Source organism: Alteromonas sp. (genome assembly GCF_984505615.1).
In genome coordinates, this window is the sequence record NZ_CFHOXV010000003.1 from 172,481 (window position 1) to 187,459 (window position 14,979).

Sequence of the window (14,979 nt, forward strand, 5' to 3'; positions counted from 1 at the left end):
AGCATGTTGTCCGTCCGGATTTATTCACAGTTGAATAAAATCACGTTGTCCACCGGCGCAGCTTCCGATTTCATACTACATTACGTGTTCTACTTCATACCTTTCACAAGAGCAAATAGAAATGATTAGCCTTTTCATTTAAATTAAAATGAGAATAAATTGATAAATTGTGTTGTGTTTGATGCCGGAGAATAGAAAATTGGTATGAAAAAAAACGAACCTCGCGGTTCGTTTTGATAAAGAAAAAAACAGGCGCTTTTTACAGCATTCTGACTTCCCGTTGCGGGAACGGGATCTCAACTTCAGCACGTTTCAGCGCATCATAGATGGCTTTATTCAGTGCATATTTGATTTCAAAGTGACGGGTAGTAAGTGCCCAGACACGGACACCAAAATTTATGCTGCTGTCACCGAAGTTGTCTACGCCGATTGCCGGCGCTTTCTCATCGCTGATCCCTTCCACAGTTTTCACTGCCTGCTGCAGCACATCAATAACAGCATCCACATCACTGGAGTAAGCAACGCCGACTTCCAGTTCAATAAGCATCTGTTCGGCTGAGTTATGCAGAATTTCACCTACAATCAGTTTGTTAGGGATCTGAATATGTACGTTATCTTCGTCAATCAGAATGGTGTAAGGCAGCATCACTTTATCGACCACACCGGACACGCCTCTGACCTGAATAGTATCGCCGAGAACAAAGGGCCGGGTAATGATGATGGTAAAGCCCGCAGCATAGTTTGCCAGCATGCCCTGAATCGCCAGGCCTGCACCAAGGCCAATGGCACCGACAGCAGCAATTAACGGTGTTACGCTGATACCGATATTGCCCAGGGCAATGATAATCACCAGCGCCAGCACGAGAATCTTACAGGCCCCGCCGGTGAACCGGCTGAGCGTAATATCGATATTGCGGCCGGTCATCAGGTTCTCGACCATATCGCCTATCTTCGCCGCCATCCACCAGCCGATGAACAAAATAACCAGTGCGCCGAGGATCTGAAAACTGTATGTTACCGCGAACTCAATGAGGGTATCGTATAAGGCCTGCGCCTGCTGTAATTCTTCTTCCATAACCGCTTATTATCTAAGTTTTTTATTGTCTTAAAGAATAAACAACAACGAAAAGTTTCACAACTTACAGCCTGTGCTTTTTAAAGCGGTTGTGTACTAATTGAGGCGGGCCTTCACTTTGAATCTGATGATGAATTCGACGCCTTCATTCTCTGTGCTGTTACACGCAATTGAACCGCCCAGGGCATTAGTCACAATATTGTAAGTAATATTCAGCCCCAGACCCGTCCCGCCGTGCCCCCGGTTAGTGGTGAAAAACGGGTCGAAAATCCGGCTCAGATTTTCCTTACTGATCCCCTTGCCGTTATCCCGGTATTGCAGCAGGTACATATCATCTTCCTGTTCACTGATTGCAATGGAGATATTACCTGACTCACGATCTTTAAAGCCGTGATTGACAGAGTTTACAATGAGATTGGTGATGACCTGTGAAAGCAGACCGGGGTTAGTAATCACGTTCATGTCGTCACGGCATTCGGTCGCCACAACCACGTTCGCCTTACGTAACACAGACCCCAGGCTGAACAGGATCTCATCCAGGTACTGACTGAGATTGACTTCGCGATCTTCTTCACTGGTTTGATCAACAGCCACCTGCTTAAAGCTGCGCACCAGCTGGGCCGTTCTGTCGATATTTTTCTTTATCATGCCGGCCAGTTCACTGGCGCTGTTGAGATAATCTTCAAAATCGTTTTCTGTCAGGTTTCCCTGTTCGTAACGGGCATGGATATCGCGGCACTCTTCCATCAGTTGGGTAATGCCGGTAAGACCTATACCCACCGGCGTATTAATCTCATGAGCCACACCGGCAACCAGCGACCCGAGGCTGGCCATTTTTTCTGACTCCACCAGCTTACTTTGCGCCTGCTTCAGGCTTTCAATGGTTTCCGACAAACTGCGGTTTGTTGCATTCAGCGCTTCATTTCTGCTGATGATTTTTTCCTGCAGGGCTTTCTTTTCAGAAATATCGCGGGTGATGGCATAAATAGCCGGCCCGCCATTCAATTTAATTTCAATGACGATGATTTCAGTCCAGAAAAGTGAACCGTCCTCCCGCTGATGCAGCCATTCCAGTGTTTTATTACCATAGCCGGCGACCTGCCTGGCATTGTCAGCCACCACATCCACAGAACGGCGGCCGTCGCCTTGATACTCCGGTGAGAGATCCATTGGCGTAAGGCCAAGTATTTCTTCTTTTGAGGTATAACCGAACATGTCCAGCAGAGCTTTATTGCAATCAATAAACTTGTTATCAACAAGCAGACTCAGGCCATCTTTGGAATCATTAAACAACGTTTCAAAGGTATTTTTCTGCTCTGCCAGTTCCAGCTCCAGGGCTTTCTTTTCAGAAATATCCCGCCAGTTGGCATAAATCACATCCTCGCCGTTCATGACCATTTTGGTCAGGATGATTTCCACCCACAGGGTATCGCCGCCGGCACGCTTTACAATCCATTCAAAGCGCACACTCCCCTCTTGCTGGCATTTGGCCACCAGTGCCAGCCCCTTCTTTACCGAAGACATGCCGTCGTATTGCGTTTCAGGGGAAAAATCGAAAGGGGTTTTACCGATAAAGTCTTCCCTTTCCTCAACACCTACCAGTGCCAGCATGGAATCATTGCAATCTACAAAGACTTCATTCTTAAAAATTGCCAGACCATCTTTTGAATTTCTGAAAACTGTTTCGAATCCGTTCTCACGATCGTTCACGTCATTCATCACGGCAATACCTGCAAAATAAAGCTCCGGCGCAGCAAAAATAAGGCTCTGGGCTGCAACAGAATTGATATTACATATCGGTTAAAAATATTTTTTAAAATTAGCAAAGAAACGGCAGTTTGCCACTGCCAGCGCCGGGTAATTCGTCTAATGCCGCAGGTTTTGCCATAACGAATCATTTTATTGTCAGGTGAACCGAACGATTCAGTTAGCGTAATCATTGCATGACAATTTTGTAACAAAGCGGGCGCGGGCGGGACCGGGTAATGGAAAGCAAGACAATAAAGAAAAGGACAATCAGCGACAGTCGCTCTGTTCCCTATTTACGTGAAGCAAGACAAACACGGTTGCTAAAAACCCTGCTGATGCTGGCGGTGATCTACACCCTGTATCTTGCCAAATCGCTGCTCATTCCTTTGTTCTTTTCCGCATTTATTGCGCTGCTGCTTAGCCCGCTGGTCCGCATTGGCAGAAAATTCTATGTTCCGCCGTCCCTGTCCGCCTCGGTACTCATGGTATTGCTGGTAGCGCCTTTCACCTTTTTGGGGTTAGAACTGGCAGAACCTGCCGGACGGTGGATGCACTCGCTGCCTAAGATTGCCGGTGAAGTGGTTACAGAAATGGAAGAATTAAGTGACAGCCTCACCATGCAGGAGCCTGCTCCGCCTGCCGAAAAAGAAGATAAATCCTTTTTTGACTGGTTCGGTGATGATGAGGAAGTTAAGCCGGAACAACCGCAGGAAAACATCGTTACCGGCAAACTGAAGCAAAGCGGGATGGAAGTCGCTATCACCATAATGAGTACAGCTCCCCTGCTGCTGGCACAAATTTTCGGCTGTATGATTCTTATCTTTTTCCTGCTGGTGTATGGCCCTGCGCTATTTAATGTGTTCATCCGCGACTTTCCGGTCGTCACCAACAAGCGCCGTGCACTGGTTCTGGTTAATCATATACAGCGGGAACTGTCTGCTTACATAATAACGGTGAGTATGATCAACGGTCTGCTCGGCGTCGCCACAGCTATAGCCCTCACCTACATCGGCGTTGAAGATGCGATTTTATGGGGTTCACTGGTGGCGCTGCTGAATTTCGTCCCCTATCTTGGCGGTCTTGTTAGTTGCAGCATATTACTGGTTGCCGGCGTAGTGCAGTTCGGTCTTGTTGCATCAGCACTGTTACCGGCGTTTGCTTTTATGTGCATTAATGTTGTTGAGTCTCAGCTTGTCACGCCTACGGTGCTGGGACGAAGTATGCGGTTGAATCCGCTTATCATCATTCTCTGGCTGTCGGTAGCAGGCTGGCTGTGGGGCGTTGTGGGTGTACTGCTTGCTGTGCCCATTCTGATGAGTTTTAAAATTATTCTCGAAAATCTTGGCAGTCTGCCCCACTGGGTTAAGCTGATCGAGTCGAAATAGCCCGCCGGTTCAGCGCCGGCGGCGGGGCTTGCCAGATTTACGCTTGCCTTTATTATCCTGACCTAATGCTTTCGCTCTGAGGGCTTTTTTCGATAACGGCCGCTGGCTGCCGGAGGCGTCTTCCTGTCCCGACGGATCAGGCTCAAACCCCGGCTCCCACTGCAGTACCGCACTGTCGCCGGTGAGCTTTTCAATTTCTTCAAGCAGATACTTTTCTTTGCCACAAAGCAGCGATACCGCGATACCAGCCTGACCGGCACGTCCCGTGCGGCCAATACGGTGAATATAGTCTTCAGCGTTATAAGGTAACTCATAGTTAATGACGTACTGCAAAGACTGAATATCCAGCCCCCGTGCCGCAACGTCAGTTGCTACCAGCGCCCGCACCTGTCCGGCTTTAAATGCATCAAGCCCCCGCTCTCTCGCGCCCTGAGACTTATCACCATGTACACCGGCGGCACTGATCCCATCTTTTTCCAGCTCAGTGACCAGTTCGTCCACCGCCTGCTTCGTACGGGTAAATATAAGCACCTGCTGCCAGTTTTTAGCACCTATCATGTAGGCTATCAGGCCGGCTTTACGCTTTTTATCCACTTCGTAAAAGCGTTGCTCCACTTTATCTGCCGTGGCGTTGCGCGGCGCAACTTCAATCAGTTCCGGCGCGGTCAGCAGCGAGTCTTTCAGTGCATACACTTCATCATTAAATGTGGCAGAAAAGAACAGGGTCTGACGCTGTTCAGGCAAGCGTTTCAGTACCCGCTTAATATCGGTAATGAACCCCATATCCAGCATGCGGTCGGCTTCATCAAGCACAAAAGTCTGCAGCGTGCTCAAATCAATCAGTTCTTTGATAGCCAGTTCCAGCAAACGTCCCGGCGTTGCCACCAGCACATCGCACCCCGCACTCAACGCTTCGATTTGCGGATTAATACTCACACCGCCATACGCGACTACGGTATTGATCCCCAGGCCATCACTGTATTTCACAAAGCTCTGATAAACCTGCTGGGCCAGTTCACGGGTAGGCGTGAGCACCAGCACACGAAGTGCTTTTTCACCGGCATCCTGCTCCAGTAAACGCTGGATAAGCGGCAGCGCAAAAGCAGCCGTTTTTCCCGTACCGGTTTGTGCACCAGCCATCACGTCCCGTCCAGCCAGCACATGAGGGATAGCCGCCTGCTGAACCGGCGTGGGCGTGTGATAGCCCAGTGCATCAAGCACAGATAAAAGAGACGGATGAAGATCTGAATCGGAAAAACGCATTAAAAATACCGCTAAGTATAAACAGGAACCTGACTATTCTAACCCGGTTCAGTTGATTACTGTGAACGGGAATGTGCCTGCAATGCCGCAGATGCCACGCTGACGTTGTATCTCGTGCTAAGCAGCTCAGTGACAAATTCTGACGGCGAAACGGGATCAGCAATGATGTAACACTTGTGCTTTGCGCGGGTGAGTCCCACATACATCAGCCGCCTTTCTTCGGCGTGGGGATAAGTATCAGACGAGGGCAACAGTGCTTCGATAAGTGCATCTTCCCTGCCCCCGCCCGGAAATCCGTTCTTGCCTCCGGAAAACCCAATCAAAATGCAGTGTTCTGCCTCCAGCCCTTTTGATTTGTGAAAACTCCAGAAATGCACATTGTTGCTCAGGTTTTGTTTGCTCAGTGCATGTTTTGCTTCATCCAGCAGAAAGTTATAGCGGGCAATCACTGCCACTGTACTTGCAGGTTCACTGCTGCGGATTTTGCTGACGACTTCCGCTACGCGCTCGACTACCCCGTTTTCTTTGCCCGGTTTATCATCCAGCAGAAAGATCTGCGGCGTATCCGTTTTGGTATGCGTGTCGATGAACTTCCTGAACTGCTCCGGATTTTCCATGATAAATTGACCGGCAGTGTCAGCGATACTGTTATTGTAGCGAAACGTTTTTTGCAGTTTGGTTTCGGTATAGCTGCCGGCAACTTCCCCGAAGCGGGTGGTCAGCGAAAGCTTACCGCCGGAGAACCGGTAAACAGACTGCCAGTCATCTCCCACCACCGTAAGCGATGTTGCCACACCGTTTGCCTTTGCTCTATCCACCAACGCAGTGATGAGCGCCATCCTTGACGCAGAAATATCCTGAAATTCATCGACCAGAATGTACTTCCAGCGCGGGATGAACTTCCCTTTTTCAACTAACTCTGTGGCTCTGGTGATCAAATCATCAAAATCGATGCTATCCTGCCGCTTAAGTTCGTTCACGTAGTCTTTATGAAGCGCACTGAGTAAACCTGCAATTTTCCCTGCCGGTTTAATACCCGCCTCTGTCAGCCGTTTGGCGACACCTGTTCTGTTTAATCCCTCCACCCGCATTGCCTGCAAAGCTTTAGTAAGCAGTTCTGTCACGGCAGTTATCAGCGCCTGCCCGCTTAGTTGCGTCTCCCGACCTTCCTGCACAGATAGCATAGTAATTAAAAGCTGTTGGCGGGCAGCGTCTTCTGCGGTGTACTCTTTTATCCATTGCGCTATCCACGTCTTTAATTCCGCGCTGTTTTCAGCAAATACACTGATTTGTGTAGAACGCCCTGCCTCCTGCAAGATCTGCCGCCCAAGCGCATGAAACGTCCCAATCTGCGGTTCAGTATCCAGTTTAATAGTGTGTGTCTGCGCTTTATCCAGCAAACGCGTTTTCAGCTCCAGGGACGCAGAACGGTTATAGGCGAGCACCAGAATGTCCTGCGGCTTTGCCAGATCACGGTCTATCAAATCCAGCGTTTTTGCCACCATGACCGAAGTTTTCCCTGTTCCGGCAGCCGCCAGCACCATGTTTCTGTCGTTGGAACGCAGCACCGCCAGACGCTGTTCAGTGGTTAAGGGGTTCGACTCAACCGTATCAAAAAATCCACAGCGGGCTTTCAATTGCATTTGCTCGTGATACGACTGCAACTTTGCCATATCGAAGGGATACAGACTCAGAATATCTTTCACCGCTGCAATAGCATCTGCCGAGAGCATGGTTTGCCAGTCAGCCTGATAATTACTGTAATCTCTGTACAGGGAATCAATAAGTGAACGCAGTGCTTCTTCCTGCGAATCTTTAGGGTATTGCAGTTTTACGTTGTCATTAAACTCAGTGAAGACGGCCTGCAAATAGGCCTTTAAATGCCTGCGGATAATTTTATTCGCTGCTACCTGTAACGCCTCCACATTTTCAGACTTAAGGTACCGGTAGCGGACTGTCGTCTTTGCACCTTCCAGTCGCAGTTCATCACCCAAGAACCGTTTCTTCACCTTAAATAAGGTGCGGACTGAGGCCAACGGAAGATATTTGTCTTTTCTGCCGCGATGAGTAAAAACCAGGTTTTCGTTAGCGAGGGTGAGTGTAGGTTTACCAAATAATTTGCCGGCAAAATTAGGCCGGACAGCTATGTCTGACAACAACAACGTCCTTTCTTTGTGCATCACTGTGCAGGAATGAAAAACGGTATTCTACACTATCTTCAGTTCTTGCTGTGCTGTTGCTAGAATGCGGGAAACACTTTTGCCGGGCCATCCTGTGAACATACGCATTATTCCTGTTACTCCCTTTGCACAAAATTGCTCCCTCATCTGGGATCCTGACACCATGAAAGGGGCACTTGTCGATCCCGGTGGCGACAGCAGCAAACTGTACGATGCGGTAGCGCAAAATGGTGTAACCATAGAAAAAGTTATCCTCACCCACGGACACCTTGATCACGTAGGCGCGACGACTGAAGTGGCATCACATTACAATGTGCCGGTTATCGGCCCGCATACCGGCGATAAATTCTGGCTCGACGGCCTGCCAATGCAGAGCCAGATGTTTGGCTTTCCGCCTGCAACACCGTTTGCGCCGGACCAGTGGCTGAGCGACAACGACACAATAACCGTGGGCAATCTTACACTTGAGGTGCTGCACTGCCCCGGCCATACACCGGGTCATGTGGCGCTGGTGGAAAGAACCACGAACACGGTCATTGTAGGCGATATCCTGTTCGCCGGTTCCATTGGTCGTACGGATTTTCCGCAGGGAAATCATCAGCAACTCATCGACAGTATCCGCAGCAAACTGTTTACCCTGCCTGATGAAATGAAAGTGTATCCCGGCCACGGCCCGACCAGCACCATCGGGCATGAGCGCAAAACGAATCCCTTTGTGGCAGACAGTAAATTTGGTTGATGTGACCGTCCCGCCGGCAAAACACATTTAGCGCAAACCGCGCTGGTTAGCCGGCTTTGTGTATCTAATCCGGAGTCTTTATGAATAAAATATCAGCCAGCCGGCTGTTAGTGGTTTTAGTGTGTATCATCATCGCCGGTTGCAGCACGCTGGCTTCTCTTACGTCTTACAGCGTAACCAGTGCAGACCTGCAAAGGGAACTGGATAAACAGGTTACCAGCCTGCAGGAACAGGCTTCTGTCGTCGGTATTCCCATTCTGCTGGAAGTCAACGACATGCAGGTAAATGTGGGGCCGGACAACCGTCAGACCATTCAGCTCATTGCTGACGCCACTGCCACGTTGTCGGTTCTGGGACTGACCTACCCCGCCAAAGTGAAGCTGGATGTCGAAGGTATGCCCTACTACGACTCAACCAAAAAAGCGGTATTCATCCGCTCACTGGTGCTCAACGACACCACCGTGGATGCCATGGGCTATCGCGGCAACCTCGCGCCTGTAAGCAGTAAAGTAATGGGGCTGCTGAATCAATTTTTAATGGATCAACCGGTGTATGAAGTGAAGAACGTACCCTCCGGTTATGCGTGGCTGACAAACATGCCGCTGTCGATGACCGTTGAGTCCGGGAAGATTGTGTTCCGTCCGCAAAACGCGGAATAATACGGGTGGCAGAATACTATCTGGTTGTATCCACTTTACTCATTGCCAGCGCATTTAGTGCTTCTCAATGGGTAAAGTTTGGCCTGCCTTTTCTGCTGCTGTCAGCGCTCTGCTTCGTTACCCTGTCTCCCGTATTTCTGATTTTTGTTGCTTTATATATTTATGTTACGTGGTGCCTGAGTGCGCATCAGAGTAAACCGGTTAACCCGTGGATAACCAGACTCTTTCAATTGATGTGGTTCGTGCTGAGTGCAGGACTCATCATCCATAAACTGCCCGGTTACCAGGGGCTTTTAATAGCAGAAGACATTGCCCTGAAAGCCGGCAGTTTACCCGCTAGCTTTTATTTGAATGTGGACAAAGCCTTATTCAGCTGGTCAGCACTGTGCTTTGTTCCCCTTATTAAACGTAGCTTCCCCTCAAACACCCGGGTTAGATGGTGGATGCCAGTTCTGTTGGTGCCATGTGGTATCGGTGCCGTTGTACTAATTGCAGTAAGTACAGGCATCGTCACCAGGCAAGTGGCTGTACCGGCATGGTTTCCGCTGCTCGCACTTTCCAACCTCATCAACACCTGTGTAGCAGAAGAGTTGTTATTCCGCGGCCTGTTGTTTAAGTTTGTAACCAATAAACTGCCCGCCACGCTTTCATCAACCGCCCGCACTTTGTTGATACTGACTATAACCAGCGCAGGCTTTGGTCTTGCCCATTTTGCAGGCGGCACCAGTTACATGATTGTCGCTACAGTAGCGGGGTTACTTTACGGTGCCGTATATATGCTAACCGGTCGCATTGTTTTTGCCGTACTGACACACTGGCTACTGAATATCACCCATATGCTGGTGCTGACTTACCCTATGACGGATGTATGAATTGAAAAACAGAAAGACGCGCTTGTTACCGCTGAGGACCTTGGCTGCAAAGTGATGATTCCGTGGGGCTACGGAAATGCCAGTTGGCAAATGGGCGACCATTCTTCCCATTCTCCGCTCAAGCGTTTGTTGAGAATGCATCAGGAGGTTAATGCAAAGCTGCCCTTAATAATCCTGAATGAAGGGGAAAGTGTAGCGCTGTGAATATCGCCTGCACTTAGTTCGCGTTGAGACCGTGGGATCGGGAAAGTAGTATGCGTTTCCAATGACTTTCTCGTTTCAGGATGTCGTCATGACTTGCATGAGTATCAGCGATTTCCAGAATCGAATAGCGGAAAGCACTAGCAGATGTTTCCTCTTTATCTAACAACGCCTTAAGCAACACATTGCCGCCGTGGCCGGTTGCAGCGTAAGTAGCCCAGCGACTATAAATGCCACCCAGGCCTGTCGCACTGCCCACGTAATGCTGTCCATTCTGAGTATCTGAAATCAAGTAAATACCTGCAACACTTTCCAGTGCACCGCGCCAGGTTGGAATGTTCTGGCGGATAATCATATCGAGTTCACTCTTTGAAATATCCACATTGTGATAGCCGGGAAAATCCGACAGTGAAAGCTTCTCTTCTTTGAATTCCGCTATTTTCAGACGATCTGATAAAGATTCAGCGTAACGGTAACGGGCACGGTCCCGAAAAACAATATCGATGACTAATCTGCCTGCGTATTCAAGAACTCGTTCTTCCGGTTCGAGGTCGTAGAAATAGCCAACACCCTCCTCCTGATCCCGCATACCTTTCACATGATAAACGCCGGTAAATAAATACCGGTCTTCCGCCGCTAACGGGATCAAACCGATCACGTATGGCCGGTTAAAGTTTCTGCGAGTTTGATATTGCTGCCAAAGGTCAAACTCACCCGCCAAAAAAACATCCAGCGGATTCTCTGTTCCGTTGTGGGCGGCAAAGTGAATTTTTGTATCTTCGGGTGTAAGTTCAGGCATGCTGACTTTCAGGAAAGAGAATAAGTCCATTTAAAACCTCTTATGACTGCGACTTAGGGGATAACATGATTTGCTGAGTCCGCAGTATATACATCGAATGAAAACAATCCACTTATCTGCTTACTTCATGGTATCGTGCTGGCGTATCCCAACTTCAATATTGACGGTTGTAGTCATAAGGAAATGAATCGTGAAGTATCAGAAACAACTAGATAAACTTTGCTCAGGTGCAATGAGCCGGGCCGATATCACCAAACTAAAAGCCAATGCAGAAGCCTTAGTCGCCAGGGGCGATAAAGATGCGTTGATCATCCTGGACAATATCAACTCCAGTAAACCTACCGACAGCAGAATACTCTTCATGGGTTTCTGCCCCGATGCTGATTTTAACCAGCGCCTTGACCTCAAGTGGAAACAAGAAGGGATCTGCCGGTTTGATTTTCTAGTTAGCAAGCCACAAGTAGACAGATGGAATACGCTCTGTACTGGCGATCTCGTTGTACTCAAGAAGCGGGAAAAAATTGGCAAAACCATGAAAATTTATGGTCACGGCCGTATCAAGAAGATTGCTCACGACAATGACGAGATTCGCTATTTTGAGATGGCCTGGTCATCTCAAAATGAAGTCATTGAGGTCCCTCTTATGGGATGTAACTCAACGGTCGACATTAAGACGATGGAGACCGTTGAAGAGGAAATGCCTGTGTTATTTTGGCAATGGTTGAATGTTTCTTAGTTTCTTTGCCGATAATTATCCGGTAAGAGCGATTATCGAAAATGTCCGCCTCTGACAAGAAGCGGACTTACGAATGGATAGATTCAATAGTCAGGCTTAGTGATGAACTAGGCCCTTTCAAATGCCTTGATAAAGTTCCTTGCCTCTTGATGGAAACGGAAGTGCTGTGGCTTTTTGAGTTTACGTGGGGAGGAAAAAGCTGGTGTGATGTAACCCCAAGGCGCTTTTTTTGAAAAGTAGATGACAAAATCTATGTTGTCTGACTTCGCCCACATCGGTTTTACAATAGTATTTTCGTCACTAGAATCTACAGATTTCACTTGGATTCTGTAGTAAAGGTTACCATCTGATATAAGGACATCGGTCTTTGCGCCGTGATCTACATGAGGTTTGTAAACCTGCCATCCATCGCGGATAAGCCAAGCTTCTACTAAGTTTTCAAATGATATATTTTCGAAAAACTGTTTTGTTTTAGAGGGTATTTGATTAGATTTTACTGGCATTGTCTTTCTCAATTTATCCATCACTCCCTGGGTAGGAAAGTGTAGGGTACGAGTCCGCTGGGACTAGTACAAAATTGATTCCACAATGCGTCGGCAAAGAATAGCATTTGTCAGCTAGGGTTGAATCCCTTACCCCAGAGGCGTGGCGCGTGCACGCTTTCTGTTAAAGCTGACTCACTTGTTCGGTGGTGGCTCACGTTCAAGATAAAGCTACTGCTTTTCGGTTATCAGGTCAATATTCTTTTGACAGCAAAGAGCGAGCTCCAGACCGTCACCACTGCAAAGGCGGTAGTATCCTTGAGACAAAATGCGGACGGTAAGTTTTGCGTTGCTGAATTTCTGACTTCTGTTTATAGCGGAGTTAATGCAAAGCTAATCTATTTCCTGGCCCAAACTAGTGTTTGACTGCTGCTAAACATTCTGTAGCTTAGATAATACATTTTAAGTGTCGTCGATGTAGGCATAAATGTCTCAAAAACCTAAAGTTAGAATATACCCTGGAGCAGATATCTTTAAATCCATCCTGTAGGTATTTCCAATGCAAGGACGCATGTAGCCAAAAGATACAAAACTCTCTTTCATATCAAACTGCCATAAGCAGAAAAGGCGAACCATCCGGTTCGCCTTCCATCAATCTAAAACGTCAATTACAAAGAATCAACGCTAAGCAGTGAAAACTCACTCCTCAATATAGCTCTCAATACTTGGACAAGAGCAAATCAGGTTGCGGTCGCCGTATACGTCGTCGATACGGTTTACGCTTGGCCAGAACTTGTTGCGAGCAACAGACTCAACCGGATAAGCGGCGACCTGACGGTCGTAGCTGCGGGTCCAGTCGCTGTCGCAAATGTCGGCCAGCGTGTGTGGTGCGTTGTGCAGCGGGTTGTCTGTGGCATCCCACTCGCCGCTTTCCACTTTGGCGATTTCGTTGCGAATGCTGACCATTGCTTCAATGAAGCGGTCCAGCTCGTACTTGGCTTCAGATTCCGTTGGCTCGATCATCAGCGTGCCGGCAACCGGGAAGCTCATAGTCGGTGCGTGGAAACCGTAGTCGTTAAGACGCTTGGCGATGTCCATTTCTGTAACACCAGACGCTTCTTTAAGCTGACGCAAGTCGATAATACATTCGTGGGCAACACGACCGTTACGGCCTTTGTACAGTACCGGGTAATGGCCTTCCAGCGCCTTCGCCACGTAGTTAGCATTTAAGATGGCCACTTCCGTCGCTTTACGTAAACCTTCCGAGCCCATCATTTTGATGTACATGTAGCTGATTGGCAGAATAGATGCACTGCCCCATGGCGCGGCTGATACTGCTCCACAATCTTTACCTGTACCTTCAATGTTTACCACTGCGTGGTTTGGCAGGAAAGGCGCAAGGTGTGATTTCACACCAATTGGTCCCATACCCGGGCCGCCGCCACCGTGAGGAATACAGAAGGTTTTATGAAGGTTCAGGTGCGATACATCTGAGCCGATGAAGCCCGGTGACGTAACGCCTACCTGTGCGTTCATGTTGGCACCGTCCATGTAAACCTGACCGCCGTACTGGTGCACGATGTCGCAGATTTCACGGATAGTTTCTTCGTAAACACCGTGGGTAGACGGATAGGTGATCATGGCACAAGACAGGTTATCACCCACTTCTTCTGCTTTCTTACGCAAGTCAGCTAAATCAACGTTACCGTTCTTATCACACGCCACAACAACCACGTTCAGGCTGACCATTTGTGCAGACGCCGGGTTTGTACCGTGCGCTGAACTTGGGATCAGGCACACATTACGGTGACCTTCGCCACGGCTTTCGTGGTAGCGCTGAATCGCCAGCAATCCGGCATATTCACCCTGTGCACCGGAGTTAGGCTGCATAGATAATGCGTCGTAACCGGTGATGTTGATCAGCCACTCGCTCAGCTCACCAATCATTTCCTGATAACCGGAAGCCTGGTCCACAGGCGCGAACGGGTGAAGCTGACCGAACTCAGGCCAGGTGACCGGAATCATTTCGGCTGTCGCGTTCAGTTTCATGGTGCATGAACCCAATGAAATCATTGAGTGGTTCAGTGCTAAATCTTTGTTTTCCAGTGACTTGATGTAACGCAGCATCTCAGTTTCTGAGTGATACGAGTTAAATACATCATGAGTCAGGAAATCAGACGTACGTACCAGATCCGCAGGAATAGACTGGCTGCCCTGTGTGGTAACTTCAGCGTCCAGACCATCCACGGTTAAACCGTGATCGCCACCCAGCAGTACATCGAACAGGCCGGCAATATCCGCACGGGTGGTGGTTTCATCTAACGACACACCTACAGCGCCTTCAAGATCGGCACGCAGGTTCAGGCCGCGGGCATAAGCCGCTTCAAGCACTTCTGCTTTGTTATCCACCATCACGGTTAACGTATCGAAGAAAGTGCTGTGCTTCAGCGCAACGCCTTTTTGCGTTAAGCCGGTTGCCAGAATATCGGCGAAACGGTGAATGCGGTTAGCGATGGTTTTCAGGCCTTCAGGGCCATGATAAACGGCGTAGAAAGACGCCATATTGGCCAGCAGCACCTGTGCAGTACAGATGTTAGAGTTGGCCTTTTCACGACGGATATGCTGTTCGCGGGTTTGCAGCGCCATGCGCAGTGCAGGACGGCCACGGGTGTCTTTACTTACACCGATGATACGGCCGGGTAATGAACGCTTGTAGGCATCACGGGTAGCAAAAAACGCTGCGTGAGGACCACCGTACCCCATCGGTACACCGAAACGCTGTGCACTGCCAAGTGCCACGTCAGCACCCAGTTCACCCGGCGATTTAAGCATAACCAGG

12 protein-coding genes and 1 pseudogene are annotated in these 14,979 nt (G+C 48.8%); 6 read left to right on the forward strand and 7 right to left on the reverse strand.

Annotated elements, in window-relative coordinates:
* Window positions 1-259 precede the first annotated feature (259 nt).
* Both AC4PME_RS03860 and AC4PME_RS03865 read right to left on the reverse strand, forming a co-directional pair.
* Window positions 260-1,075: a mechanosensitive ion channel family protein gene (locus AC4PME_RS03860; protein WP_491044977.1), complete on the reverse strand. Its 816-nt coding sequence runs from the start codon at window positions 1,073-1,075 to the stop codon at window positions 260-262.
* A 96-nt stretch (window positions 1,076-1,171) separates the two neighbouring features.
* Window positions 1,172-2,794 (reverse strand): PAS domain-containing sensor histidine kinase, encoded by a 1,623-nt coding sequence (locus tag AC4PME_RS03865; RefSeq protein ID WP_491045018.1) that lies wholly within the window; start codon window positions 2,792-2,794, stop codon window positions 1,172-1,174.
* Between the two features lie 266 nt (window positions 2,795-3,060).
* On the opposite strand from AC4PME_RS03865, the gene AC4PME_RS03870 reads away from it, so the two are divergent.
* Window positions 3,061-4,209 (forward strand): AI-2E family transporter, encoded by a 1,149-nt coding sequence (locus AC4PME_RS03870; RefSeq protein WP_491044978.1) that lies wholly within the window; start codon window positions 3,061-3,063, stop codon window positions 4,207-4,209.
* Between the two features lie 9 nt (window positions 4,210-4,218).
* Here the strand turns inward: AC4PME_RS03870 and AC4PME_RS03875 are convergent, their stop codons facing one another.
* The gene (locus AC4PME_RS03875) at window positions 4,219-5,472 is read right to left on the reverse strand and encodes a DEAD/DEAH box helicase (protein ID WP_491044979.1); all 1,254 of its coding nucleotides are present in this window, start codon (window positions 5,470-5,472) and stop codon (window positions 4,219-4,221) included.
* 56 nt (window positions 5,473-5,528) lie between these two features.
* Window positions 5,529-7,628: a UvrD-helicase domain-containing protein gene (locus tag AC4PME_RS03880; RefSeq protein WP_491044980.1), complete on the reverse strand. Its 2,100-nt coding sequence runs from the start codon at window positions 7,626-7,628 to the stop codon at window positions 5,529-5,531.
* 118 nt (window positions 7,629-7,746) lie between these two features.
* Here AC4PME_RS03880 and AC4PME_RS03885 point away from each other — a divergent pair, with 118 nt between their 5' ends.
* The 4 genes and pseudogenes from AC4PME_RS03885 to AC4PME_RS03900 all read left to right on the forward strand — a co-directional run.
* Window positions 7,747-8,391 (forward strand): MBL fold metallo-hydrolase, encoded by a 645-nt coding sequence (locus AC4PME_RS03885; RefSeq protein WP_491044981.1) that lies wholly within the window; start codon window positions 7,747-7,749, stop codon window positions 8,389-8,391.
* A gap of 80 nt (window positions 8,392-8,471) precedes the next feature.
* Window positions 8,472-9,050: a YceB family lipoprotein gene (locus tag AC4PME_RS03890; protein ID WP_491044982.1), complete on the forward strand. Its 579-nt coding sequence runs from the start codon at window positions 8,472-8,474 to the stop codon at window positions 9,048-9,050.
* Window positions 9,051-9,055: 5 nt separating this feature from the next.
* The gene (locus AC4PME_RS03895) at window positions 9,056-9,922 is read left to right on the forward strand and encodes a CPBP family intramembrane glutamic endopeptidase (protein WP_491044983.1); all 867 of its coding nucleotides are present in this window, start codon (window positions 9,056-9,058) and stop codon (window positions 9,920-9,922) included.
* A 12-nt stretch (window positions 9,923-9,934) separates the two neighbouring features.
* Window positions 9,935-10,126, forward strand: a pseudogene (locus AC4PME_RS03900) (MBL fold metallo-hydrolase); the annotation flags it as partial.
* Between the two features lie 13 nt (window positions 10,127-10,139).
* Here AC4PME_RS03900 and AC4PME_RS03905 read toward each other — a convergent pair.
* Window positions 10,140-10,922, reverse strand: a complete 783-nt coding sequence (locus AC4PME_RS03905) for a GIY-YIG nuclease family protein (RefSeq protein WP_491529500.1) — start codon at window positions 10,920-10,922, stop codon at window positions 10,140-10,142.
* Between the two features lie 190 nt (window positions 10,923-11,112).
* Between AC4PME_RS03905 and AC4PME_RS03910 the strand changes: the two genes are divergently transcribed.
* A complete protein-coding gene (locus tag AC4PME_RS03910; protein WP_491044985.1) occupies window positions 11,113-11,658 on the forward strand; it encodes a hypothetical protein in 546 nt (181 codons plus the stop codon).
* 107 nt (window positions 11,659-11,765) lie between these two features.
* On the opposite strand, the gene AC4PME_RS03915 is transcribed toward AC4PME_RS03910, so the two are convergent.
* Window positions 11,766-12,182, reverse strand: a complete 417-nt coding sequence (locus AC4PME_RS03915; protein WP_491044986.1) for a hypothetical protein — start codon at window positions 12,180-12,182, stop codon at window positions 11,766-11,768.
* A gap of 657 nt (window positions 12,183-12,839) precedes the next feature.
* On the reverse strand, window positions 12,840-14,979 hold a 2,140-nt coding region (gene gcvP / locus AC4PME_RS03920; protein ID WP_491529501.1), incomplete at its 5' end, for an aminomethyl-transferring glycine dehydrogenase.

What these genes read in the sequence shown, in the direction of transcription:
- AC4PME_RS03890 (WP_491044982.1), top strand. Translation starts at nt 8,472, where the DNA reads ATGAATAAAATATCAGCCAGCCGGCTGTTAGTGGTTTTAGTGTGTATC.
- AC4PME_RS03865 (WP_491045018.1), bottom strand. Translation starts at nt 2,794, where the DNA reads ATGAATGACGTGAACGATCGTGAGAACGGATTCGAAACAGTTTTCAGA.
- AC4PME_RS03860 (WP_491044977.1), bottom strand. Translation starts at nt 1,075, where the DNA reads ATGGAAGAAGAATTACAGCAGGCGCAGGCCTTATACGATACCCTCATT.
- AC4PME_RS03875 (WP_491044979.1), bottom strand. Translation starts at nt 5,472, where the DNA reads ATGCGTTTTTCCGATTCAGATCTTCATCCGTCTCTTTTATCTGTGCTT.
- AC4PME_RS03870 (WP_491044978.1), top strand. Translation starts at nt 3,061, where the DNA reads ATGGAAAGCAAGACAATAAAGAAAAGGACAATCAGCGACAGTCGCTCT.
- AC4PME_RS03905 (WP_491529500.1), bottom strand. Translation starts at nt 10,922, where the DNA reads ATGCCTGAACTTACACCCGAAGATACAAAAATTCACTTTGCCGCCCAC.
- AC4PME_RS03915 (WP_491044986.1), bottom strand. Translation starts at nt 12,182, where the DNA reads ATGGATAAATTGAGAAAGACAATGCCAGTAAAATCTAATCAAATACCC.